The organism is Haloarcula halobia (assembly GCF_029338255.1).
Lineage (GTDB): Archaea > Halobacteriota > Halobacteria > Halobacteriales > Haloarculaceae > Haloarcula > Haloarcula halobia.
The window spans coordinates 387,702-408,074 of sequence record NZ_CP119787.1; the positions used below are offsets into that span (position 1 = coordinate 387,702).

General features: G+C 66.5%; 24 protein-coding genes and 1 tRNA gene. 10 read left to right on the forward strand and 15 right to left on the reverse strand.

What is annotated here, in order from left to right; genetic code table 11:
* Positions 1-383: 383 nt before the first annotated feature.
* Positions 384-1,034, forward strand: a complete 651-nt coding sequence (locus P1K88_RS02080) for a hypothetical protein (protein ID WP_276412157.1) — start codon at positions 384-386, stop codon at positions 1,032-1,034.
* 67 nt (positions 1,035-1,101) lie between these two features.
* On the opposite strand, the gene P1K88_RS02085 is transcribed toward P1K88_RS02080, so the two are convergent.
* Entirely contained in the window at positions 1,102-1,455 is a 354-nt protein-coding gene (locus P1K88_RS02085; protein ID WP_276412158.1) for a hypothetical protein, read from the reverse strand.
* A 208-nt stretch (positions 1,456-1,663) separates the two neighbouring features.
* On the opposite strand from P1K88_RS02085, the gene P1K88_RS02090 reads away from it, so the two are divergent.
* A complete protein-coding gene (locus tag P1K88_RS02090) occupies positions 1,664-1,909 on the forward strand; it encodes a hypothetical protein (RefSeq protein ID WP_276412159.1) in 246 nt (81 codons plus the stop codon).
* Positions 1,910-2,033: 124 nt separating this feature from the next.
* Here P1K88_RS02090 and P1K88_RS02095 read toward each other — a convergent pair whose 3' ends face one another.
* The 3 genes from P1K88_RS02095 to P1K88_RS02105 form a co-directional block, all read right to left on the reverse strand.
* Positions 2,034-2,744: a DUF433 domain-containing protein gene (locus tag P1K88_RS02095; RefSeq protein WP_276412160.1), complete on the reverse strand. Its 711-nt coding sequence runs from the start codon at positions 2,742-2,744 to the stop codon at positions 2,034-2,036.
* Between the two features lie 113 nt (positions 2,745-2,857).
* The gene (locus tag P1K88_RS02100; RefSeq protein WP_276412161.1) at positions 2,858-3,163 is read right to left on the reverse strand and encodes a hypothetical protein; all 306 of its coding nucleotides are present in this window, start codon (positions 3,161-3,163) and stop codon (positions 2,858-2,860) included.
* Positions 3,164-3,342: 179 nt separating this feature from the next.
* Positions 3,343-3,415, reverse strand: a tRNA-Gln gene (locus tag P1K88_RS02105).
* A 352-nt stretch (positions 3,416-3,767) separates the two neighbouring features.
* Between P1K88_RS02105 and P1K88_RS02110 the strand changes: the two genes are divergently transcribed.
* Positions 3,768-4,376 (forward strand): IMP cyclohydrolase, encoded by a 609-nt coding sequence (locus P1K88_RS02110; protein WP_276412163.1) that lies wholly within the window; start codon positions 3,768-3,770, stop codon positions 4,374-4,376.
* Positions 4,377-4,427: 51 nt separating this feature from the next.
* The gene (locus tag P1K88_RS02115) at positions 4,428-5,126 is read left to right on the forward strand and encodes a metallophosphoesterase family protein (protein WP_276412165.1); all 699 of its coding nucleotides are present in this window, start codon (positions 4,428-4,430) and stop codon (positions 5,124-5,126) included.
* Positions 5,127-5,175: 49 nt separating this feature from the next.
* Here P1K88_RS02115 and P1K88_RS02120 read toward each other — a convergent pair whose 3' ends face one another.
* Positions 5,176-6,351 (reverse strand): aspartate kinase, encoded by a 1,176-nt coding sequence (locus P1K88_RS02120; protein ID WP_276412167.1) that lies wholly within the window; start codon positions 6,349-6,351, stop codon positions 5,176-5,178.
* A gap of 140 nt (positions 6,352-6,491) precedes the next feature.
* Here P1K88_RS02120 and P1K88_RS02125 point away from each other — a divergent pair, with 140 nt between their 5' ends.
* Positions 6,492-6,908 carry a hypothetical protein gene (locus P1K88_RS02125; RefSeq protein WP_276412169.1) on the forward strand — a complete coding sequence of 139 codons (417 nt, stop codon included), beginning with the start codon at positions 6,492-6,494 and terminating at the stop codon, positions 6,906-6,908.
* A 36-nt stretch (positions 6,909-6,944) separates the two neighbouring features.
* Positions 6,945-7,205, forward strand: a complete 261-nt coding sequence (locus P1K88_RS02130) for a zinc ribbon domain-containing protein (RefSeq protein ID WP_276412173.1) — start codon at positions 6,945-6,947, stop codon at positions 7,203-7,205.
* 68 nt (positions 7,206-7,273) lie between these two features.
* Here the strand turns inward: P1K88_RS02130 and P1K88_RS02135 are convergent, their stop codons facing one another.
* The 4 genes from P1K88_RS02135 to P1K88_RS02150 all read right to left on the reverse strand — a co-directional run bounded on the left by P1K88_RS02135 (position 7,274) and on the right by P1K88_RS02150 (position 10,190).
* Complete coding sequence (locus P1K88_RS02135; RefSeq protein WP_276412174.1) at positions 7,274-7,939, reverse strand: DUF4166 domain-containing protein; 666 nt, start codon at positions 7,937-7,939, stop codon at positions 7,274-7,276.
* A 126-nt stretch (positions 7,940-8,065) separates the two neighbouring features.
* Positions 8,066-9,451, reverse strand: a complete 1,386-nt coding sequence (gene thrC, locus P1K88_RS02140; RefSeq protein ID WP_276412175.1) for a threonine synthase — start codon at positions 9,449-9,451, stop codon at positions 8,066-8,068.
* 54 nt (positions 9,452-9,505) lie between these two features.
* Positions 9,506-9,886, reverse strand: coding sequence for a helix-turn-helix domain-containing protein (locus tag P1K88_RS02145; RefSeq protein WP_276412176.1), 381 nt, complete (start codon positions 9,884-9,886; stop codon positions 9,506-9,508).
* A 73-nt stretch (positions 9,887-9,959) separates the two neighbouring features.
* Positions 9,960-10,190 (reverse strand): DUF8001 family protein, encoded by a 231-nt coding sequence (locus P1K88_RS02150; protein WP_276412178.1) that lies wholly within the window; start codon positions 10,188-10,190, stop codon positions 9,960-9,962.
* 201 nt (positions 10,191-10,391) lie between these two features.
* Here P1K88_RS02150 and P1K88_RS02155 point away from each other — a divergent pair, with 201 nt between their 5' ends.
* The 4 genes from P1K88_RS02155 (at position 10,392) to P1K88_RS02170 (ending at position 14,141) form a co-directional block, all read left to right on the forward strand.
* A complete protein-coding gene (locus tag P1K88_RS02155; protein ID WP_276412179.1) occupies positions 10,392-12,452 on the forward strand; it encodes a halocyanin domain-containing protein in 2,061 nt (686 codons plus the stop codon).
* Between the two features lie 262 nt (positions 12,453-12,714).
* A complete protein-coding gene (locus tag P1K88_RS02160) occupies positions 12,715-12,993 on the forward strand; it encodes a hypothetical protein (protein ID WP_276412181.1) in 279 nt (92 codons plus the stop codon).
* 154 nt (positions 12,994-13,147) lie between these two features.
* Positions 13,148-13,327, forward strand: a complete 180-nt coding sequence (locus tag P1K88_RS02165; protein WP_276412183.1) for a DUF7317 family protein — start codon at positions 13,148-13,150, stop codon at positions 13,325-13,327.
* 70 nt (positions 13,328-13,397) lie between these two features.
* Positions 13,398-14,141, forward strand: coding sequence for an SDR family oxidoreductase (locus tag P1K88_RS02170; RefSeq protein ID WP_276412184.1), 744 nt, complete (start codon positions 13,398-13,400; stop codon positions 14,139-14,141).
* A gap of 302 nt (positions 14,142-14,443) precedes the next feature.
* On the opposite strand, the gene argF is transcribed toward P1K88_RS02170, so the two are convergent.
* The 6 genes from argF to lysX are packed head-to-tail and all read right to left on the reverse strand — an operon-like array spanning position 14,444 to position 20,349.
* A complete protein-coding gene (gene argF / locus P1K88_RS02175; protein WP_276412185.1) occupies positions 14,444-15,334 on the reverse strand; it encodes an ornithine carbamoyltransferase in 891 nt (296 codons plus the stop codon).
* A 5-nt stretch (positions 15,335-15,339) separates the two neighbouring features.
* Positions 15,340-16,401 carry a [LysW]-lysine hydrolase gene (locus P1K88_RS02180; protein ID WP_276412186.1) on the reverse strand — a complete coding sequence of 354 codons (1,062 nt, stop codon included), beginning with the start codon at positions 16,399-16,401 and terminating at the stop codon, positions 15,340-15,342.
* Positions 16,398-17,525, reverse strand: coding sequence for an aspartate aminotransferase family protein (locus P1K88_RS02185; protein WP_276412187.1), 1,128 nt, complete (start codon positions 17,523-17,525; stop codon positions 16,398-16,400). The genes P1K88_RS02180 and P1K88_RS02185 overlap by 4 nt, the downstream gene beginning before the upstream one ends.
* A complete protein-coding gene (locus tag P1K88_RS02190) occupies positions 17,522-18,400 on the reverse strand; it encodes an acetylglutamate/acetylaminoadipate kinase (protein WP_276412189.1) in 879 nt (292 codons plus the stop codon). The genes P1K88_RS02185 and P1K88_RS02190 overlap by 4 nt, the downstream gene beginning before the upstream one ends.
* Positions 18,401-18,418: 18 nt before the next feature.
* Positions 18,419-19,456 carry an N-acetyl-gamma-glutamyl-phosphate reductase gene (argC, locus tag P1K88_RS02195; protein WP_276412190.1) on the reverse strand — a complete coding sequence of 346 codons (1,038 nt, stop codon included), beginning with the start codon at positions 19,454-19,456 and terminating at the stop codon, positions 18,419-18,421.
* Entirely contained in the window at positions 19,453-20,349 is an 897-nt protein-coding gene (gene lysX, locus P1K88_RS02200) for a lysine biosynthesis protein LysX (RefSeq protein ID WP_276412192.1), read from the reverse strand. Before lysX ends, argC begins: the two co-directional genes overlap by 4 nt.
* Positions 20,350-20,373 lie beyond the last annotated feature (24 nt).

Sequence of the window (20,373 nt, forward strand, 5' to 3'; positions counted from 1 at the left end):
AAATTCTTAGAAAAATAAAAACCGCTGTGATTTATCGTATCTCCCGGCTGTCCACGATGAGATGCGATGTGGCCCGCCAGTGAGTTGCCTCGGTTGAGTTTGGCACGATGAAGAATCGGCAGGTAATGGCACGGGAAAAGCATACATGATGACGTTCGTCACGACCGAGACCGAAGATTCCGGCGTGGTCGTGAAGCAGGTGACGAGTCGATAAAGGACTCGCGCATGGGCGACCTGATGGCTCGATACGACGAGGAGACATACGAGGTGGTTCGGACAGCACTGACATACAAGGTTGACGGCGTACTCGTGACCGTCCAAGAGCCATCCATCGTTACGAGAGGTATGCTTATTTTACACCATATTGACGAGTTCATATGGATATGGAGAGACCCAACCCACCGGATGGAGTCCGCGACCTCAACAGTCAGCCAGCGGTGGCGAGCGACCGGCGACTGCTCGACCTGCGTGACAAACTGGAGGTGGGCTTGCCCGATGAGGTGTTCGACGACCTTTCCCGGTGGCCGATGCCTGATGAACCCGAAGCTGAGCAAGACGACGCGTATCGTGAGCGGGCGCTGGCGTACGTCAAGGAGTGTATTGAGTACCGCGAGACTATCCGTCCAGATTCGCTTCGCGCGCCCGAGGAACTGCCCGAGGAGGTAGAGCGAGTGACGGCGGGAGCGTGGGTGTGGTATCACGGCGACTATGAGGTGGAACACTCACGCCCTGAGACCGATGCGAAGGACGTGGAGGCTGGGAAGTACCTGCTGTTCGCGCCGGGGGACGCGCGGGTGCTTGAGGATGTTGTGCTGGAGGAGTTTCAGCAGAGGCCGTACACAGGGGCGAAGCTCCCGACGAAGCCGGGGAAGAAAGAAGACTGGGTGCTGTGTCTCTACCAGCCAGATAACCGCTACTGGTACGATGTGAAGGACGCTCACCACAACGAACCGACGGTGCGATTTCGGGGATTCAAGACGAATGCGGCCACGAAACGCGGAGACTACTCCGACCGCTTCGAGAACGCCCAGTAACGCCTGAACTCTTACTGGGACATATTCAACGTGCTTGTCGTGGGGGACTGCGACGTACGGTGGGCGGCTATTTTTCTCTACGTTCTTTCTCTAACAGAACACCGGAATCACAGCCTTTCTCATCGGTCGAATTCGTCCAGTCGTCGGTCACGGTCCAGCTACTTCCCTCTGACAAGCAAGTAACGAGGCTCTCCTCATCCATGTCATATAGCGCCGCCTCAAGAACACGGGACGCGGGTACATCCTCTTCGAACGCCGCCTGCACCCTCTCTACGCGTTGCATCAGCCCGCGAAACGGGGTGGGTTCAGTCTCAACCTCGACGATGACGCAACTCACGCCGTCACGGTGGTCTAACCACTGGTCATTATTGGGGTCAACATGCATCGTCTCGTATCGTCGGTAGTCTATGTCGAAAGACATCAACTTCTCCGATGCGCTGGGTAGTAAAAAATCTATGTCAGACATTTGAGTTGATGTACTTGAGTACGTTTGTTCGTACGTACACCGGCACGTACATGGGTACGTACGCCCGAATCTACGGACCTGAATGAGAATCGTCTAATTCATGCCAGCCAACATGAGTGCTCTCTTATACATCTACATCGTACCCACATTTGGAGAAGAAGAAATGACCCTCAGAGATTCCGTTTGGCACGCCGTGATGAAGCAGTTAATAAAAACCGGCCAATTCCGCATCAGCGACCTGCCGTTCAACGAATCACAGCGTACCACCGTCCGCAGGACGCTCCGAGAGATGGAGAAGCAGAAATGGCTCTCCCGCGAAAGCGACCGCGCGGCTACGTGGCGTATGGGCGAGTTAGCTGAGCTTCACCTGAATGTCTCCGCTGACAAAATAAAGGCGGCTAAGGCATAGTCTGACTCGTTAACCCCCGCCGTGTCAGACTGGGACGGCCATTAGAGGTCTCAGCATCGTCCTGATTCTCATGAGAAAACTCGTCTATCGCTAGGTCCCGGACCCATCATCCGGTCCGAGACGCTCACACCTCGCCGCCGAGGACGGCCAGCGCGTTACAGTAACCTTGGAGCTTAGCCTCCATCTCAGGTGAGAGGTCATCTCGGTCTTGATAGGGTTCAAGCAGGCGACGGACGCGGGCGCGAGCGTCATCAAGGTCCGTGGGGTCGTCTAAATCATCGAGCAAATTGTTGATGTCTTCAAGATTCTCCTCATCGTCAAGGAGGTGCTGGCGCTCCTCGATGGTAGCTCGGTCGTCGGAGCCATCGGAGTCTGACCGGTCGCCCTGCTCAAACATCCACGCCCACGCCGCGTGAAGGTCCCGCTCGCTATATCCGTCGGGCAGGTCGTCGATGTCGATTGTTGCCGTCGCGATGGCCCCGGGCTCATCGGCATCCCGGTCGAAGACAGAGAGCCTTGGTCCGCCTCGCCTGCTATCGAACGATACGTCTATGTGAAGTGGCGTGTCTCGGGGCTTACTACTGCGCTCGACGGCCTCGGGAAAATCCACCGCGAAGTGAAGCGCGGCTCTAACCTGTTCCTCGCTCAGGTGCGGATAAATCTTCTTGCCAGCGATGTCTTTGATGCCGAATCCAGCACGATAAAAATCCAGTATGTGATAGACTGCGATACGATGCCCGTCCAGCCGGGGCGAGCCGCCCAGCGTGTCCCGTGTCGATATGATGTCGATTACCTCATCATCGATGTTGTAGCTGGCCTCGGGGAAATCTGGCATACCCTTCGTTCGATGACTACTGACAAAAGAGCGCCGCACAGTTAATCGTCCGCTGGAGCGAACCTGTGGTCAGAGAAGAGTTGATGAGCGTTCTGAATGAGGGGTGGGTTACGTCAGGTCCGCGCCTGCTGGATGCCTTTCTTGATGTCCTCAATTACCTGCTGGAGATTGTATCCCTCGGCGGGCCGGACTGAGTAGAAGTCTAACCAGACGGTCTGAGTCTCCGGTTCAAGATTGTAGTGGATGTTGTATCCCCGGAACGGTCCGATAGTAATGAAGACGCGCCACTGGTCGTTGATGGCGTCTGCAACCCGCGTCGCGGTCTCCAGTTCGCCCCGGTTGAATTCTGGGCTTTTATAAAACACACGGGAATGGTTAGTGGCCGTTACGTTCGTCGAGTCGTTATCTACTTGACTCATACTCGGACCAACGAAAAACCCATGTATATACTCTGGTATCTTGCTGAAAGCCCCGATAACAGCGTTTAGAAGGCATCTATTCTCATTTTGGCAGTCAGTGGACTTGTCGTGGAACTGGTCGCATCCAGTGTATCCATCGACAAACCAGTCGCTTACAGAGATTGTAGATGGAAGAAGTATAGTCCTAGCTGGATTCGAACCAGCGTCATCGGCCCCAGAAGCCGATAGGATTGGCCACTACCCTATAGGACTGCACCATATTTGCTAGGGTTTCAGTTTCCCATTTCGCTTTCTTGTATTACCGGTTTGACACCGGCCCGACCTTATTTGCTAAGGTTCGAGTTTGTGTTGCCGGTGAAGGCAACCGAACTCAATCAGCCCTTGGGACTTGACCGTTTTAGGCGCTTTGAAACGCCATGTATCCCGTTGCCCCCAGAAGGCTTCAGGATTGGCCACTACCCCATGGGACTGCTGCACCCACGTCTACCCGGTGGTCCCTTGTAAGCGTTGCGCGATGGAATCGGGCGTGTCATACGCCAGCAGACGGCGCATCGACCGGCCGGACATCGACACCGCTTTGCCACGCTGTGTGCCACAGTCGCGTATGTACGTCGGACGCTTCGTCGTCGTCGCGCCCGAGGTCGGCGCGTACCGCGTCTCCTCGCGCTCGTTCCCGAACCGCCAGGCAGTCGACCGCGACGGCACGGTCACCGTCGAACCGACGCCGGACGCCCCGGAGACGGACAACCCCTACATCTCCTACAACGGCGTCCGCGTGACCGGGCGCGGCGCGGTCGTCGGCAACGGCTCCCACGTCGACCCCATCGCCGAGAAACTCGCGCTGGGCTACCCCGCTCGCGACGCGCTGGCCGAACCGCTGCTGGCGCTGGACTTCGAGAAGGACGACTACGACACACCCCGGATCGCCGGGATCGTCGGCCTCGACGAGTCGGACCCCACGACGACCGCCGACGGGCCCGGCGCGGTCGTCGGCACCGTCCGCCGGGACGCCCTGCTCGTCGAGGAGGTCACCGAGCCGACGCTCGTCGCCACCTACGAGGAAGACAGCCCGACTCCCTTCGACCTCGCCGCGACGGACGCCGAGGGCGCGGCCCACGAGGTGTACGACCACGAGTTCGAACACGCTGTCTGTGCCGCCGGCGTCGCCGGGACGGCCGGCGACTTCGACGTCACCGTCTACAACGGCGAGTAAGGTCCCCTCGAGCACCGACACTCAAGACCCTCCAGCGGGTACCGTCGGGGCATGAAGGTTGGGATACTCTCGGACATCCACGGGAACCGCGTGGCGCTCGAAGCCGTCCTCGAAGACATGCCACCGGTCGACCGGCTGGTCTGTGCCGGCGACGTGGTCGGCTACAACCCCTGGCACGCCGACTGTATCGACGCGGTGCGCGGCGAGTCAGGGGCGCTGCCCGACGGCGTTCCCTGGCCCGACGCGCCGGTGCCGACGGTGATGGGCAACCACGACCGGGCGGTCGCCAGCGAGACGCCCTTCGCGTTCAACTCGATGGCCGCCGCCGGCGTCGACCACGCCCGCGACCAGCTCGACGACGCGCAGCTGGCCTGGCTCGCCGACCTCCCCGAGGAACGGCGGGTCTGCGACGACCGGGTGAAGCTCGTCCACGGCCACCCGCGGGACCCGGACCACTACACCTACCCCAGCGAGTTCGGCCCCGGCCTGCTGGGCGACGAGGACGTCCTCGTGATGGGCCACACGCACCACCAGCACCACGAGGGCTACGACGAGGGCGTCGTGATGAACCCCGGGAGCGTCGGCCAGCCCCGCGATGGCGACCCCCGTGCGGCATACGCCGTGCTGGACCTCACCTCGATGACGGTCGAGGACCGCCGGGTCGAGTACGACATCGAGGCCGTCGCCGACGCGGTCGCCGACGCCGGCCTCCCGCGGCGAATCGGGTCACGACTGGCCGAGGGTCGCTAGACGGTCGAACAAAGAGCCACAGGCAGTCCCGTCGAGGGCCGGTCGCGGGTCAGAACTCGTCTTGAATCAGGCTGAGCGCCTGCTCGCGGTCGTCCCACGGGATGAACACGGAGACGGACGTCGCCGAGGTGAGGACGTCGTAGATGTGGACGTGTGCGTCGGCGACCGGTTCGATGACCCGCAGCGCCAGGTTGGGTTTGCTTGGGTCGCCGGCGGTGACCCGGATAACGGCGATGTCGTCCTCGACGGTCACCGAAGAGAGCGTCTCGTCGTCGACGATGCGGTCGTGGAGCAGTGCCTCGACCTGCTGGGCGTCGTCCTCGTCGACGTAGAAGGTCAGCGAGTCCATCCCCGAGGAGTTGGCCTCGATGTTGATTCCCGCGTCGCCGATGGCAGAGGAGAGCTCGGCGAGGATGCCGGGACTGTTGCGGATCGCGCGCCCGGCGACGGTGACACAGGCCACCGGGTTCTCCTGGAGGTCGATGAGGCTCTGGAACTCGCCCTCGATGGAGGTGCCGCCGGTCAACAGGTCGCCGTGCTGATAGTGGGCGACCCGCACCGAGAGGTCCGCGTCCTTGTAGGCGAGCGCCGACGGGGCGACGACCTCGGCCCCGCGGAACGACAGCGACCGGAGTTCGTCGACGGTGATCTTCCCGACGTTGCGGGCCCCCTCGACGACGCGGGGGTCGCCGGTCATGACGCCCTCGACGTCGGTGACGATGACGACCTCGTCGGCGTCCATGTAGTTGCCCATCATGACCGCCGACGTGTCAGAGCCGCCGCGGCCCAGCGTCGTGACGTTGCCCTCGTGGTCCTGGGCCAGGAAGCCCGTGATGACGGGCACGACGTCTTTCAGTTGGCCGGCCAGCGCGTGGGCACGCTTCCTGGTCTCCTCGACGTCGACCTCGCCGTACTCGTCGGTGATGATGGGCCACTCGTCGCTGCCCGGTTCGAGGAAGACGGCGTCGATCCCCCGGGCAGAGAGCGCCCCCTTGAGCATCCGGACCGAGGTGCGCTCGCCCATCGAGACGATCTCGGCGCGGTCGGCGTCGTCGGCCTCGTACTCGATCTCCTCGAGGAGCTCGTCGGTAGTGTTGCCCATCGCCGAGGCGACGACGGCCACCTCGTGGCCCTGTTCGACCGCCGTCGCGATGGAGTCGGCGGCCCGGTTGATGCGGTCGCCGCTCCCCAGACTCGTCCCGCCGAACTTCGCGACTACCCGCATACTATCACCCGCACGATGTGAGTGTGAGTCATTGGCAGCGCGTTCGCCGTCGTTCCGGTTAACTGTGTTCATCTGCTGTGGTTTCCGGAGTGGTAGGGACCGACACACCGTTTATTTGGATGGAAGCCTGAGTGACAGGTATGGAGATTCGTGACGCCGTCGAGTCAGACGCTGGGCGTCTCGCCGAGCTCGCCGACAGCCCACCCGACGTGATGCGCAACCTCATCCACGACCGGACCGTGCGCGTGGCGACAGTGGTCGGCGAGGACGGCGATGACCCCGAGGTCCGTGGCTTCATCAGTTTCGACGCCGGCCGGGGGACCGTCCACGTGACACAGCTCGCCGGCCCGGCCGACGTCTGCGAACGACTGCTCGACGAGCCGATCGCCTTCGCCGGGCGCGAGGGGATGGCCGTGGAACTGCTCGTCCCCGACGGTTCCGACGACGTCGAGTCGGCCGTCGAGGCCGTCGGCTTCGACGACACCGGGTCCGGCCCGCAGTTCGACGGGCGGCCGACGGTCCGCTACCGACTCGAGTCAGAGCGCGTCCGGCAGTGACCCGGGCCCACCGCCCTCCCCGCGAGTGTAGCCGGCATGAGTAACACAGAGCGCGTCGTCGTCGGGACGCTCGTCGCCCTCGTCGCCCTCGTCGCCGTCGGACTGCTCTTTCTCGGTCCCGTCGGCTGGTTGCTGGCGGCGGCCGTCGTCGTCGCGACGATTGTCCTCGCGGACTTCAGCGGCCTCTTCGAGGACGAGACGCGACCCAGGCAGTGCAACTGCGGCCAGTGCGGGGCCCCGAACCCGGTCGACAGCGACAGCTGCGGGCACTGTGGCGCGGCGCTGGCGAGCGAGTAGGCGGGTCGCAAGCGACACCCGGGTACGCAAGCACGGGGGCGTGTTTCGTCCGAGTGCCGCCGGCGCGCTCACCGCGGCGGGAGCGTCTCGAGGTGCCGGAGCGGGCGCAGGTCGCCGGCCGCGTCCCGGTCGGTCAGTTGCTGGGTGAACGCCCCCCGGTAACTGAGGACGTGCCCGGCAAGCGGGTTCTCGACGGTGGCGAGGACGTGGTACCGCTCGCCCGACTCGTCGTAGCGGTCCCGAACCTCGAGGTCGGCCTCGAGCGGCCCCGGCAGTTCGACGTATCGGTCCCCGAGGTGGGCCCACTGGCGGCCCGCCTCGACCACCAGCGCACCGTCCTCGACGCGGGGGTGCAGTTCCGTGGCGACGGGCCCGCCGCGTCCGAGGAAATCGAGCAGGCGCTCGCCTGCCTCGTCCCAGACGGTCACGGTGTCGAAGCGTCGGGTTCGCCGGTCGAAGTGGAACTCCCGGCGCGTCGTCATGGCCTCGTGGCCGTCGAGGTCGTAGCCGGCCGTCGTCACCGTGAACGGGACGTCGTGGCCCGCCTCGGGGAAGAGCATGTCCCGGGCCGTCATCGCGTACAGCGCCGGGAGGACGTGGGTGCCCCGGAGGATGTCCATCTCGCCCCGGCCCACCGTCACGCCGTCGTCGGGCCCGATGTCGTAGCGCTCACGGACCTTCGGGTGGAGGTCGGCGGCCGCCGACCCCAGCGCCCGTTCGTAGACGCCGGTCATCGGCACCACTCGCGGCGACCAGTTTCGACACTCGGCGATGCGTCCGTTCGGTTCCGGAGGGCGGTGTCCATACGCGCGACTCTTCTCCTCCAGATGACAAAAAGTCCCCGTCGACGCCCGCCGGCGTTACTTCTTCTTGCGGAGTTTCCGGTAGAGGTACGCGAGGCCGATCCCACCGGCGATGAGGGCCGGAATCGACGCCGAGTCGGCGGCCTTCGACGCCTGTCGCCGGACCGTCTCCCCGACCGACGACCCCTCGTCGATGAGTTCGAGGATGGCGTCGGTGTCGTTGGGCACGGGTTCGGGGTCGTTGCCCGCCTCGGCGGCCGCGTCGGGGTCTTTCAGCAGGTGGCCGGTCGTGAGACAGACCACCGATTCGTCGTCCTCGACGTCACCCCGGTCGCGGAGTTTCCGGAGGGCGGCCACGGACGCGGCGGAGGCGGGTTCGACGCCCACGCCCTCGCCGGCCAGGGCGCGCTGGGCCTCGGTGATCTCCTCGTCGGAGACGGCGACGGCGGTGCCGCCGGTCTCGCGGATTCCGGGCAGGGCCTTCGGGGCGTTGACCGGGTTGCCGATGCGAATGGCCGTCGCGCGCGTCTCGACGTCCTCCCAGCGGCGGGTCTCGTCGTACCCCTCCTCGATGGCCTCGACCATCGGCGCGGCGCCCTCGGCCTGTGCGCCGGTGAGTTTCGGCACCTGGTCTTCGGTGATGGCTCCGGACTTGACGAGTTCGCGGAAGCACTTGTACAGCGCCGCGGTGTTGCCGGCGTTGCCCACCGGGAGGACGATGCGGTCCGGGTACTCGCCGTAGTCGGCGTAGTGTTCCTCCATGATCTCGAGGCCGATGGTCTTCTGGCCCTCCAGGCGGAAGGGGTTCAGCGAGTTCAGGAGGTAGGCTTCCCCGCGCTGGGCGAGGTCCTGCACGCGGTCGAGACACTGGTCGAAGTTGCCGTCGACCTCGAGGATGCGGGCCTGGTGGAGCGCGGCCTGGGCGATCTTCCCGGCAGCGACCTTGCCGGCGGGCAGGAGCACGAGCGTCTCCATCCCGCCGCGGCTGCCGTAGGCAGCGAGTGCCGCGGAGGTGTTTCCGGTCGACGCGCAGGCCAGGCGGTCGACGCCGACCTCCTGAGCGACGCGGACGCCGACGGTCATCCCGCGGTCCTTGAACGACCCCGTGGGGTTCATCCCCTCGTGTTTGACCCGGAGGCTCTTCACGCCGGTCTCGTCCTCGAGTCGGGGGACGCGGTGCAGCGGCGTGTTCCCCTCGGGCAGCGAGACACCCTCGTCGAAGGGCAGTGCCGCCCTGTAACGCCAGACGCCGTCGCCCTCGCCCTCGAAGTCCTCGAAGGTCGGCAGGTCGGCGTAGCGCGCCTCGAGCAGTCCGTCACAGGACTCGCAGGTGTAGATGACGTCGTCGAAGGGGGCGAAAGTCTCGCCACACTCGATGCAGGCGAGCCAGACGCCGTCGTCGGCTTCCGGAGGTACCTCGTCGGTGAGTTGCAGGTCGGCCATTGTCGGTGCCACGGCGCGGGGAACAAAAAGTCGGGCGGTTGCCGGCCGGACCGTTCAGGCCGCGTCGAACCGGTCGATCTGCTCGTGGACGGCCTCGGCCCACTCGTTTAGCGTCTCGTGCATCAGGTCGCGGGCCTCCTCGAGCGGCGTCGCGGTGTACTGGTAGACGTGGCCGCCGCCGTCGAGCAGGCGCCGCCGGCGCTTCGCGAGGGACTTCTCGCGGAGCGTCGACAGCGACCGGTTGACGTTCGACCGGTCCCGGTCGAGCTCGTTTGCGAGCTCCTCGACGGTGCTGCCCGGATTCGACAGCAGCGTCTGGTAGGTCCGTACCTCGTGAGACTGGATGCCGAAGACACACGCCATCACCTCGTCGAGCGAGGGGTCGTCGTCGACCATGAGTTCGCGGAACCGGTTCGGTGAGGGGTTGACTGCCATGTGGGTACAGTAGCACCGCGTGCCGCATAAACGGGGTCGTTACCCGGAGCTCACCTGGTCGGGGCCTCCGGGATCAGGCCTGCGCGTAGCCCTGTCGTTCGAGACAGGTCCGCATCTCGTCGCGGCTCTCGTGTTTGTGGAGCCGGGTGGGTGTATCGCAGTACCAGACGTCGTCGTACCGGAGCGTGACCTCGTGGGAGCCACCGAGGAACTCCGTCGTGACGACGACCCGGCGGCCGCCCTCGAGCACGTCGAGTATCTCCTCGACGTCGGCTTCGCCGGCCTCGATTTCGAGCGGGTCCATCGCGCGTCTCTACCGCCGCCAGGCTAATAGTACCCACCCTGACCTGTCAGCCGCGGCTGTGTGCGTTGACCGGGCAGGCACATCGCCGCCACACCGGTATGTGTCGCGAGCCGTCCCGGTATGTAACCGCTTCCGGTGGGTGTACGCCGCCCACCCTGTCGGGGCACCACTTTTGAACGGAGCGGTGAAGCCAGACCTACGATGTACGACAGACGGACGATACTCGCGGGGACGTTCGGTGCACTCGCGGGCCTGGCGGGGTGTCAAGCGCCCGGGAGCGCCGGCGACGAGAACACCCCCACGGGTACGGCACGCGACGGCGCGACGGGAGCGACAGACACCGCGACGGCGGCTGACGTCGACTACGGCGGCTGGTTCGCCGACACGAGCAACTTCGACGGGACGGTCGACCGGACCGGGCAGTCCTCGGTCACCGTCTCGGTCGGCACGTCGGGCAACGGCGGCGCGTTCGCCTTCGACCCGCCGGCGGTCCACGTCGATCCGGGGACCACCGTCACCTGGGAGTGGACGGGCGAGGGCGGCGCCCACAACGTCGTCGCCCAGGACGACTCGTTCCGGAGCGGCGACCCGGTCGGTGAGTCGGGGACGACGTTCGAACGCACCTTCGAGAGCCCCGGGACGACGAAGTACTTCTGCTCGCCCCACGACTCGCTGGGGATGCGCGGCGCGGTGGTCGCCGGCGACCCGTCGGGCGGGTCCGGTAGCCAGGCAGCCACCTACGACTTCGCGGCGGCGACGTTCGACGCCTACTGGTACTCGCTGTACAACATGTCGACGAACATCGCGATGAGCGGGAACGGCGTCCCGTTCCCCCTGAACGACCAGATGGCACAGCTCAGAGATCAGCGGCTCCCGGCGATGCTCGAGACCGCCGGCGACGAAGGGCCGCCCATCCGGAACCCGAACCTCTCGTTGGCGGCATTCACCGAGGGCGACCCCCACTTCACGCAGCGACCGGACTTCGGGGGCGAGTCCGGGCGGCCCGACGCCGAGACGCTGGCGTGGGACCCCGAGCAGTCCTCCGGTATCGTCAGCCCGTCCTCGCTCGCGTGGACCCACCTGAAGGGCGTCACCTGGGCGAAGAACTTCCAGGCGCACTTCGACCTGTTGCCCGACGAGATACAGCCACAGTTCCGCGCGCAACTGCTGGCGACGCTGGCACAGGTGGGCATCAACGCGGCCGTCCTGGTCGGTGGTTCGCGGGGCAACGGCGCGCTCACCCACGGCGACAGCTTCGAGTTCCTCTCGGAGTACCGGCCGGCCGCGGGGGAGATCGTCGACGGGACGAGACGGCCCCACCACCACGCGGCGATGCTGTGGTTCCTCTCGGACATGACCAGCCTCGCCCAGAACGGGTGGTTCGGGTACGAGAACCCGCGCCCCCTGCTCCCGCGGGAGGCCGGCGCCGACGCCGTCTTCGACCCGCCGGTGGGCATCCAGGAGATAACGGACGGCGTCGCCGAGACGACGATGGGCCTGTTCGACCCGGCAACGGTGGCCCAGCAGGAATCGACCCGCTCGGTCGGGCTGTTGCTCGGCGCGGTGGGGTACTACGGCCCCCAGGCCGGGAGCGGCGAGTCGCGGTCGGCCGCCGCCGACTACGCGAACGGTCTCGCCGGGGTCATCGAGACGAACCTCGCCGGCAACGGTAAGGTCACGAACGGCGCCGCCAACCAGGCCGCCACGCAGGGCACCGTCGCCCAGGGGCTGCTGTGGGCCTCACAGCTCGACGGCGTGGACTACGAGGACACCGCCAGCGACGTCGTCGGCTACCTGGTCGACGAGCTGTGGCACGCCGACGCCGGCACGTTCGCCTCCGGGAGCGGTGACTCGACGTACACCATCACGGCCCGCGACGCGGGCGACATCACCGGCGGGCTCAATGCGGCCGACGCCGTCCTCGGGAACACCGAGGTGCGCCCGCTGTTCGCCGAGTTCTTCGACGCGACGTTCAACCGCGGCCGGCTCCAGCGCGCCCAGCGCCCGCCGTCGGTGAGCCAGTCCAACCCCGACGAGCCGCCCCTGCCCCCGGAGGCCGGCGGCGAGTTCGGGCAGGCCGCCGTCTACAACGGCGAAGTCGAGTACGACATCGGTGCCGGCGAGTGGTCGGTGACCGACGACCGGTTTTACACCGCCGACGCGCTCTATCTGGCCAACCAGGACATCTGGGTCGGGAACTGGGGCGGCGAGTTCTACCAGGGTCGCGGGGTCCCCGGCACCAGCGACGAACCGCCGCGCTGACGCCCGTTCCCCTGTGAACAGTTGGCAAACGTATCGGAAAGGGTAACGTTTCGGGTGGAACCACAGTCGCCACGCTGTGCGAGTTCGTGCTCGACGATCGTCCGCAGTCCCGCACGGAACGGGCGGTGGTCCGGACCGAGCGGCGCGGCGGCCGTCGCGGGGTCGCCGACGGAGGTGACGCCGGCGGGACGGATGACGGTGCCTGCCGTCACCCGGGAGTCGAACCACAAACCCCACAACGGACCGCGACGGCAGTCCGGCTATGGCCAGGACCGTCCACGAGCTGCGAAACGAGATTCGAACGTCCGTGGGGCGCTTCGAGCGGGAGGTATCCTCCGGGTTCACCAAGGAGACGCTGGCGGCCGTCTGCGAGGCCGTCGGTTACGAGATCGACACCGATCGCCTCCCGTCCAAACCCCGGATGCGGGCCGGCATCCTCTGGAGGGTCGGCGAACTCGAGACCGACGACCCCGCGAAGGCCGACGGGGCCTTCCGGAAGGCCCAACTCGAGGCTATCACGGACGCGTTGCGTGGGGAGTGAGCACTGGCCACGAGATCAAGGGCCGAATTTTTTCGTCGTATTTACTCCCATATTCCGAACAAACTTCTATTTTTTCTACATTTACATCGTAACATGCTAGTATAATACCCAGTAAAACTTAATATCCTGTGCCGAGGGGATTGGAACGTCGGAGATGTCACTCAAATCGTTCACGGCCGCGCTGACGCTGTACGAGAGCCAGACACTCACGCTCGAGCAGGCCGCGACGCACGGCGGCGTCACGGTGTCGAGGTTCGAGACGGCCCTCCAGGCACGTGGGATTCCGGTCCGCGAGACCGGACGGAACCGGGCGAGCGCGCAGACGGCGAAGTAGCCCCACTGCGATACGGGGTGGGCTAGCAATCGGCGCAAGTTCTATTGCCCGGTCGACCGGGGGTGAGAGTATGGGAGCGACACCGCTTGCAGGACAGGCCGTACTGATTACGGGCGCGAGTTCGGGCATCGGCGCGGCGACGGCCCGCCGGGTCGCCGCCGACGGGGGCGACGTGGCGTTGCTCGCCCGCCGCGAGGGGCGCCTCGAGGACCTTGCCGACGAGGTGGCCGACGCCCACGACGTCAGGGCCCACGTCGTCCCGGCGGACGTGAGCGACCCGGCGGCGATGACGGCGGCCGTCGAGTCGACCGTCGAGACGCTCGGGTCGCTCGACGGCGTCGTCGCCAACGCCGGCCTCGGGCGCGGGGACGAGGTCGAGACGATGACCGACGACGACTACCGGACGATGATGGACGTCAACGTCGACGGCGCGTTCTACACCGCCCGCGAGGCCCTGCCGTACCTCGGCGAGGCGGCCGGGAACATGGTCTTCATCGGGAGCTTCGCCGGCCAGTACCCCCGTCCGGCCAACCCCGTCTACGCCGCCACGAAGTGGTGGGTCCGCGGGTTCGCGATGAGTCTGGCCGCCCAGGTCGGCGACGAGGACGTGGGCGTCACCGTCGTCAACCCCGCGGAGGTCCGCTCGGAGTTCGGCAGCGAGGACGGCGAGGCCTTCGAGGAACGGTTCGAACCCGGCGAGGTGACCGAACCGGAGGAGGTGGCCGACGCCGTCGCCTTCGCGCTCGCCCAGTCGCCGCCGACGATGGTCAACGAACTGGACGTCTACCGCCGGGACAAGTTCGCGCACTTCTAGACCACGTTTTACTTCGTCGGGTCGTTCGCTCCGCTCACGACCACTCCTCGCAAAAACGTGGGGAGAAACTGCCGGACCCGAACGAAGTGAGGGTCCGGAGAAACGGCTCGCTGCGCTCGCCGTATGCTGGTTACCCGCTACGCTTGTTCTGCCAGCCACACCAGCAGCCCCTTCTGGGCGTGCAACCGGTTCTCCGCCTGGTCCGTCACCCACTTTTTCCGCGTCGGGTGTCCTCGCTCGCTGCGGACACTATTCGCGCAAAAACATGGGGAAAAAGCCGCTCACTCCGTTCGCGCCCCTCGCTATTGCTCTGCCAGCCACACCAGCAGCCCCTTCTGGGCGTGCAACCGGTTCTCCGCCTGGTCCCACACGATGGCGTTGTCGCCCTCGACGACCTCGTCGGTGACCTCCTCGCCGCGGTGGGCCGGGAGACAGTGCATCAGTCTGCGGTCGCCAAGCAGGTCCGACGTCACCTGGAAGCCGTCGAACGCCGCGAGCTTCTCCTCGCGGCGGTCCTCCTGGCCCATGCTGACGAACACGTCGGTGTAGACCACGTCGGCACCCGCGACGGCCGCCTGGGGGTCGTGAGTCGTCTCCGGAGCGTCGCCGAGTTCGGCGGCCCTCTCGAGGACGTCGTCGTCGACCTCGTAGCCCTCGGGCGTGGCGACGGTGAGGTCGATACCGGTCATGGCCGCGCCCAGCACGAACGACTGGCAGACGTTGTTCCCGTCGCCGACCCAGGCGACGCCGACGTCGAAGTCGCCGAACTGCTCGCGGATGGTCAGCAGGTCGGCCAGCGTCTGGCAAGGGTGGGCGTCGTCGGTCAGGGCGTTGATGACCGGCACGTCGGCGTACGCGGCCAGTTCCTCGACGTCCGCGTGGTCGTAGACGCGCGCCATGACGAAATCGACGTAACGGGAAAGCGCCCGCGCGGTGTCCTTGACCGGTTCGCCGTGACCCAGATGGATGTCGTCGGGCCCCAGGAAGATCGCGTGGCCGCCGAGCTGGGTCATCCCCGTCTCGAAGGAGACGCGGGTCCGGGTCGAAGGCTTCTCGAATATCATCCCCAGCGTCTGCTGGTCGAGCAGGTCGTTGCGCGTGGCCGGCCCGGTGCCGGCCTTCATGTCGGCGGCACGGTCCAGCACGGCGTGCAGTTCGTCGGTCGTGAGGTCGTCGACGTCGAGTAGGTGCATCGTCTTCAGTCCTCCAGGAGGCGTTCGGTGACGTCGGTCAGAACGCTGACCGAGCGGTCGTACTCCGCGAGTTCGATGTGTTCGTCGGGCGCGTGGTCCAGGTCGGAGTCGCCCGGGCCGTAGGTGACCATCGGGCAGTCCCAGGCCTTCGCGTAGACGTTCATGTCGCTGGTGCCGGTCTTGCGCAGCATGTGCGGTTCGCCGCCGTGCTGGCGGATGGTCGCCCGGAAGGCCCGCGCGACCGGCGTCCGGGGGCTCTGCATCACGGGTTCGACCTGGTCGTTCCAGTTGACCGTGCCGTTCTCGAGGTAGCCGTCGGCGATCTCGCGGATCTCGTCGGTCGTGTACTCCGGTGGCACCCGCAACTGGACCTCCATCGTCGTCTCGACGGAGAGGCCGTCCTCGGAGATACCGCCGTCGATGTCGACGGGCTTGCAGGTCACCCGCTCGAAGACGGGCATCCACTCGTCGGGGTCGAACTCGGCCTCGACGGCCGACCACCAGTCGATGGCGTCCTGGATGGCGTTGTTCTCCGGCCGCGAGGAGTGACCCGACTCGCTGGTGGCGACGTAGGTGCCACCGAGCAGGCCCCGGTAGCCCAGCGTGATGCCCTCCCAGCCCGAGGGTTCGCCGTTGATGACGGCGTCGGGTGCCGACTCGCGGTCCTCGACGAGGTACCGCCCCCCGGTCGAGTCGACTTCCTCCATGACGACGCCGGCGAAGGAGGCGCCCGTACGAACGGCCGCGACGGCCATCGCACACAGCGGTCCCTTCGCGTCGACGGAGCCACGGCCCCAGAGCACGTCGCCCTCGTCGCCGTCCTCGACGCGGACCGGGATATCGCCCGGCACGGTGTCGACGTGGGAGGTCAGGAGGACGCCGTCGTCGGCCGGGGCGCGGACGTTGCCGACCTCGTCGATCCACACCTCGCGGCCGTGGGCCTCGAAGAACTCGGCGAGGTACGCCGCCGCGTCACCCTCGTCTCCCGAGACGGAGGGAGTGCGGACGACGTCTTCGAGGAGTTCGCGGGCCTCGCCGTCGACCTCGCGGGTCTGGGCCTCGCTCATGTCAGCACCTCCGTCAGCGCGTCGACGACCTCGTCGACGTGGCTCTCGTCGATGGTCAGCGGCGGCAGCAGGCGCACGACGGTCCGGCCCGCCGGTAGCGCGAGCACCTGGTGGTTCAGGGCCAGTTGCTTCAGCGCCGTGTTGGCGCCGCGGCCGACCTCGACGCCGACCATCAGGCCCTCGCCGCGGACCTCGCGCACCTCGTCGCCGATGGCCGCTTCGAGTTCGGTCTGGAGGTACTCGCCCATCACGGCGGCGTTGCCGGGCACCGACTCCTCGATGAGCGCCGAGACGGTCGCGCCCGCCGCGGCCGAGATGACCGGCCCGCCGGAGAACGTCGAGGCGTGGGAGCCGTAGTTCTCGGCGATCCAGTCACGGCAGAGCGTCGCTCCGATTGGGAAGCCGTTGCCCAGGCCCTTCGCCGAGGTGATCATGTCCGGCGTGACGGCGGCCCGCGTGGAGTTCCAGAGCGCGCCGGTCCGACCCATCCCGGTCTGGACCTCGTCGAAGATGAGCGCCGCGCCGACGTCCTCGGTTATCTCACGTGCCGCTTCGAGGTATTCCTTCGACGCGGGGTTGATGCCGCCCTCGCCCTGGACGGGTTCGACGATGAACGCCGCGGTGTCCTCGTCGACGGCCTCGTCCAGCGCCTCGCTATCGTCGTAGGGGACGAACTCCACGTCGCCGATGAGCGGCTCGTAGGGCTTCTTGTACTTGGTCTTCCACGTGGTCGCCAGCGCGCCCATCGTCCGGCCGTGGAAGCCCTGCATGGTGGCGACGATCTTCGAGTCGCCCGTCGCCGACCGGGCGAACTTCAGCGCCGCCTCGTTGGCCTCCGTGCCGGAGTTACAGAGCCACGTCTTGTCGATGGGGTCCGGCGCGGTGTCCGCGAGCAGTTCGTACAGCGCCGTCCGCTCGGCGTTGGGGTAGGACGCCTGGACGTAGGTCAGTTTCTCGAACTGCTCGGTGACGGCCTCCTGGACCGCGGGATGGCCGTGGCCCAGCGGGACGCAGGCGTAAGATGCGCCCATATCGAGGTACTCGGTGCCGCTGTCGTCGGCGACGTACGCGCCGTCGCCGCGCTCGATCTGGATGGGTTTCTCGTTGAAGACGAATCCGGTCATGCTGTGTCCTCCTGAATCGCGCTCGCGTGGACGTGCGTCCCGCTCCCGTCAAGCGCCGAGAGAATCGGCTCCTCGGCGTTGGCGTCGGCCACGACCACCTCGGGCGCGCCGCCCGAAAGCGCCTCCTCGGCGGCCATGATCTTCCGGCCCATGAACCCCTCGGCGGCGTCCTCGAGGGCGGCCCAGTCGTCGGTCGTCTCGACGGACTCGATGAGCGTGTCGGGGTCGTCGGGATCTCCGTAGACGCCCTCGACGTCGGTCAACAGTACCAGGGTGGCGTCGAGTTCGCCGGCGATAGCGGCGGCCGAGCGGTCGGCGTCGGTGTTGACCGGGATAATCTGTTCTCGCGGCTCGTCGCCGCTCGAATCTTCCGAGGCGCTTCGCGCCTCGCTACCCGCCATCGGTGGCGCAGCCACCGGCGTGTAGCCGTCGGACAGGAGCGTCTCCAGCAGGTCGCCGTTGACCTGCTTGATGGTCCCGCTGTGGTCACCCCGGCGGATCTTCTTCGTGCCGTCCTCGACGACCCGGACCGCGGACTTGCGGGGGCCGTAGAGCAACTTGCCGTCGACGCCGTTCAGCCCGACGGCGTCCACGTCGAGGCTCTGGAGGCCGGCGACGAGTTGCGTGTTGAGGTGGCCAAAGGCCATCTCGAAGACCTCCATCGTCGTCTCGTCGGTGAACCGGCCGACGACGCCCGAGGGCGTCTCGACGTACTCCGGTTCGACGCCGAGTCGTTCGAGCGTCTCGTCGACCTTCGTCGAGCCGCCGTGGACCACGACGACCTGTTCGCCCGCTTCGACCAGCGTTGCGACGTCCGCAAGCGCCCCCGCGGGGTCGACCGCGCGAGCGCCGCCTACCTTGATAACTACAGTCATGAAAACACTCTCCAGTGGTCACGGTGCGCCGACGGGGTGGAGCCCCTGGAACTCCAGACCCGCGGTCTCCTCGATGCCGAACGCGACGTTCGCGGCGTGGACGGCCTGGCCGGCCGACCCCTTCATCATGTTGTCGATGGCCGAGAAGACGACGATACGCTTGTTCCCGGGGTCGAGTTCGAAGCCGACCTCGGCGTTGTTCGTCCCGGCGACGGCCTTGGGCTCGGGGTAGCGATAGACGCCACCGCCGCCCGCGACCAGTTCGACGAACGGTTCGTCCTCGTACTCCCCCCGGTACGCGCCCCAGAGGTCGCCCTTCGAGACGGGGCCGTCGGGGAAGACGTGACAGGTCGCGCTCGCGCCGCGGACCATGTCCACCGCGTGGACGGTAAAGGAGACGTCCAGACCGAGGAACTCCTGGATCTCGGCCTCGTGGCGGTGGCCCGTCGGCGCGTAGGGGCGGACGACGCCCGAGCGCTCGGGGTGCGAGGAGGCCTCGCCGCCGCCGGCCCCGCCCTCGCTTGAGCCGACCTTCACGTCGACGACGACCTGCTCGTCGCCCGAGAGGACGTCGTGTTCGAAGAGGGGGAGCAATCCGAGAATCGTCGCCGTGGCGTTACAGCCCCCGGAGGCGATGAGGTCGGCCCCTTCGAGGTTCTCGCGATTGAGTTCGGGCAGGGCGTACTCGCTCTCCGCGAGCAGTTCCGGGCGCGTGTGCCCGTCGTACCACTCGTCGTACTGTGCTTCGGTGGAGAGGCGGAAGTCCGCCGAGAGGTCGACGACGGTGCCGGCGGCCTCCTGGAAGTCGTCTATCTGTTCCATCGAGACGCCGTGGGGCGTCGCGGCGAACAGGACGTCCACCGATTCCAGGTCCTCCGGCGAGGAGAAGCGCAGGTCCGAGTGGCGCAGGTTCGGGTGCTGGTGGCCGATGGTCTTGTTCTCCTTCGACCGGCTCGTGGCCTGTGCGAGTTCGAACTCGGGGTGACCGTCGAGCAGGCGGAGGAGTTCGCCGCCGGTGAACCCGGAGCCGCCGACGACGCTCGCGGAATACGTCATGCCGACACCTCCGTATCGCGCTGGCTTTCGACCGTCGATTCGAGCCAGTCGACGACGGTGGCGGGTACGTCGACGTCGGCCACCTCGTTCAGCGCCTTGAACTCGACGGTGTGGTTGACCTCGTGGACGGTGTAGTCCTCGAACTCGCCCGTCTCCTCGTCGTACCCGACCTCCATCAGGTCGATGCCCAGCAGGCCGCCCCCGACCGCCTCGGACGCCTGCTCGACCAGTTCGAGCGCGCGGTCGTCCAGGTCGAAGGTGTCGGTCTCCGCGCCCTTCGCGGCGTTGGTGAGCCAGTGGTCCGACGAGCGGACCATCGCCGCGACGGGTTCGCCGTCGGTCGCCAGGACGCGGATGTCCCGGCCGGGCTTGTCGACGAACTCCTGGACGTAGAAGATCTTGTGCTCGTAGTGGCCGAGCGTCTCCTTGTGCTCTAAGATGGCCTCGGCGGCCGAGCGGGAGTCGATCTTCGCCATCAGGCGACCCCAGGAGCCGACGACGGGCTTGAGGACACAGGGGTAGCCGAACTTCTCGATGGACTCCAGCGCGGCGTCTTTCGTGAACGCCACGTCCGTATCGGGCGTGGGGACGCCGGCCTCGACCAGCGCGAGGCTGTTTTTCACCTTGTCCGCGCAGGTCTCGGCCACCTCGGGCCCGTTGACGACCGGCACGTCGTAGGCTCGCGCGAACTTCGTCGCGTAGACGCTGCGCGAGGTCGCCAGACAGCGGTCGACGACGACGTCGAGGTCCGCGAACGCCTCGGGCGGGTCGTTGATGTTGAACTGCTGTTTGCGGACGTCGATCTTCACCACGTCGTGGTCGCGGTCGCGCAGTTCCGAGAGCAGGAGCTTCTCGTCCTTGCGGATGCGCGAGTAGAGGAGTCCGACCTTCATGCTGTCACCTCGGTGTGGGCCGGC

What these genes read in the sequence shown, in the direction of transcription:
- P1K88_RS02155 (WP_276412179.1), top strand. Translation starts at nt 10,392, where the DNA reads ATGTACGACAGACGGACGATACTCGCGGGGACGTTCGGTGCACTCGCG.
- P1K88_RS02085 (WP_276412158.1), bottom strand. Translation starts at nt 1,455, where the DNA reads ATGTCTTTCGACATAGACTACCGACGATACGAGACGATGCATGTTGAC.
- P1K88_RS02080 (WP_276412157.1), top strand. Translation starts at nt 384, where the DNA reads ATGGAGAGACCCAACCCACCGGATGGAGTCCGCGACCTCAACAGTCAG.
- P1K88_RS02130 (WP_276412173.1), top strand. Translation starts at nt 6,945, where the DNA reads ATGAGTAACACAGAGCGCGTCGTCGTCGGGACGCTCGTCGCCCTCGTC.
- P1K88_RS02115 (WP_276412165.1), top strand. Translation starts at nt 4,428, where the DNA reads ATGAAGGTTGGGATACTCTCGGACATCCACGGGAACCGCGTGGCGCTC.
- P1K88_RS02100 (WP_276412161.1), bottom strand. Translation starts at nt 3,163, where the DNA reads ATGAGTCAAGTAGATAACGACTCGACGAACGTAACGGCCACTAACCAT.
- P1K88_RS02150 (WP_276412178.1), bottom strand. Translation starts at nt 10,190, where the DNA reads ATGGACCCGCTCGAAATCGAGGCCGGCGAAGCCGACGTCGAGGAGATA.
- P1K88_RS02145 (WP_276412176.1), bottom strand. Translation starts at nt 9,886, where the DNA reads ATGGCAGTCAACCCCTCACCGAACCGGTTCCGCGAACTCATGGTCGAC.
- P1K88_RS02160 (WP_276412181.1), top strand. Translation starts at nt 12,715, where the DNA reads ATGGCCAGGACCGTCCACGAGCTGCGAAACGAGATTCGAACGTCCGTG.
- argF (WP_276412185.1), bottom strand. Translation starts at nt 15,334, where the DNA reads ATGCACCTACTCGACGTCGACGACCTCACGACCGACGAACTGCACGCC.
- P1K88_RS02095 (WP_276412160.1), bottom strand. Translation starts at nt 2,744, where the DNA reads ATGCCAGATTTCCCCGAGGCCAGCTACAACATCGATGATGAGGTAATC.
- argC (WP_276412190.1), bottom strand. Translation starts at nt 19,456, where the DNA reads ATGACGTATTCCGCGAGCGTCGTCGGCGGCTCCGGGTTCACCGGCGGC.
- lysX (WP_276412192.1), bottom strand. Translation starts at nt 20,349, where the DNA reads ATGAAGGTCGGACTCCTCTACTCGCGCATCCGCAAGGACGAGAAGCTC.
- P1K88_RS02180 (WP_276412186.1), bottom strand. Translation starts at nt 16,401, where the DNA reads ATGAGCGAGGCCCAGACCCGCGAGGTCGACGGCGAGGCCCGCGAACTC.
- P1K88_RS02190 (WP_276412189.1), bottom strand. Translation starts at nt 18,400, where the DNA reads ATGACTGTAGTTATCAAGGTAGGCGGCGCTCGCGCGGTCGACCCCGCG.
- P1K88_RS02120 (WP_276412167.1), bottom strand. Translation starts at nt 6,351, where the DNA reads ATGCGGGTAGTCGCGAAGTTCGGCGGGACGAGTCTGGGGAGCGGCGAC.
- P1K88_RS02125 (WP_276412169.1), top strand. Translation starts at nt 6,492, where the DNA reads ATGGAGATTCGTGACGCCGTCGAGTCAGACGCTGGGCGTCTCGCCGAG.
- P1K88_RS02110 (WP_276412163.1), top strand. Translation starts at nt 3,768, where the DNA reads ATGTACGTCGGACGCTTCGTCGTCGTCGCGCCCGAGGTCGGCGCGTAC.
- P1K88_RS02135 (WP_276412174.1), bottom strand. Translation starts at nt 7,939, where the DNA reads ATGACCGGCGTCTACGAACGGGCGCTGGGGTCGGCGGCCGCCGACCTC.
- P1K88_RS02185 (WP_276412187.1), bottom strand. Translation starts at nt 17,525, where the DNA reads ATGACCGGATTCGTCTTCAACGAGAAACCCATCCAGATCGAGCGCGGC.
- P1K88_RS02165 (WP_276412183.1), top strand. Translation starts at nt 13,148, where the DNA reads ATGTCACTCAAATCGTTCACGGCCGCGCTGACGCTGTACGAGAGCCAG.
- P1K88_RS02090 (WP_276412159.1), top strand. Translation starts at nt 1,664, where the DNA reads ATGACCCTCAGAGATTCCGTTTGGCACGCCGTGATGAAGCAGTTAATA.
- P1K88_RS02170 (WP_276412184.1), top strand. Translation starts at nt 13,398, where the DNA reads ATGGGAGCGACACCGCTTGCAGGACAGGCCGTACTGATTACGGGCGCG.
- thrC (WP_276412175.1), bottom strand. Translation starts at nt 9,451, where the DNA reads ATGGCCGACCTGCAACTCACCGACGAGGTACCTCCGGAAGCCGACGAC.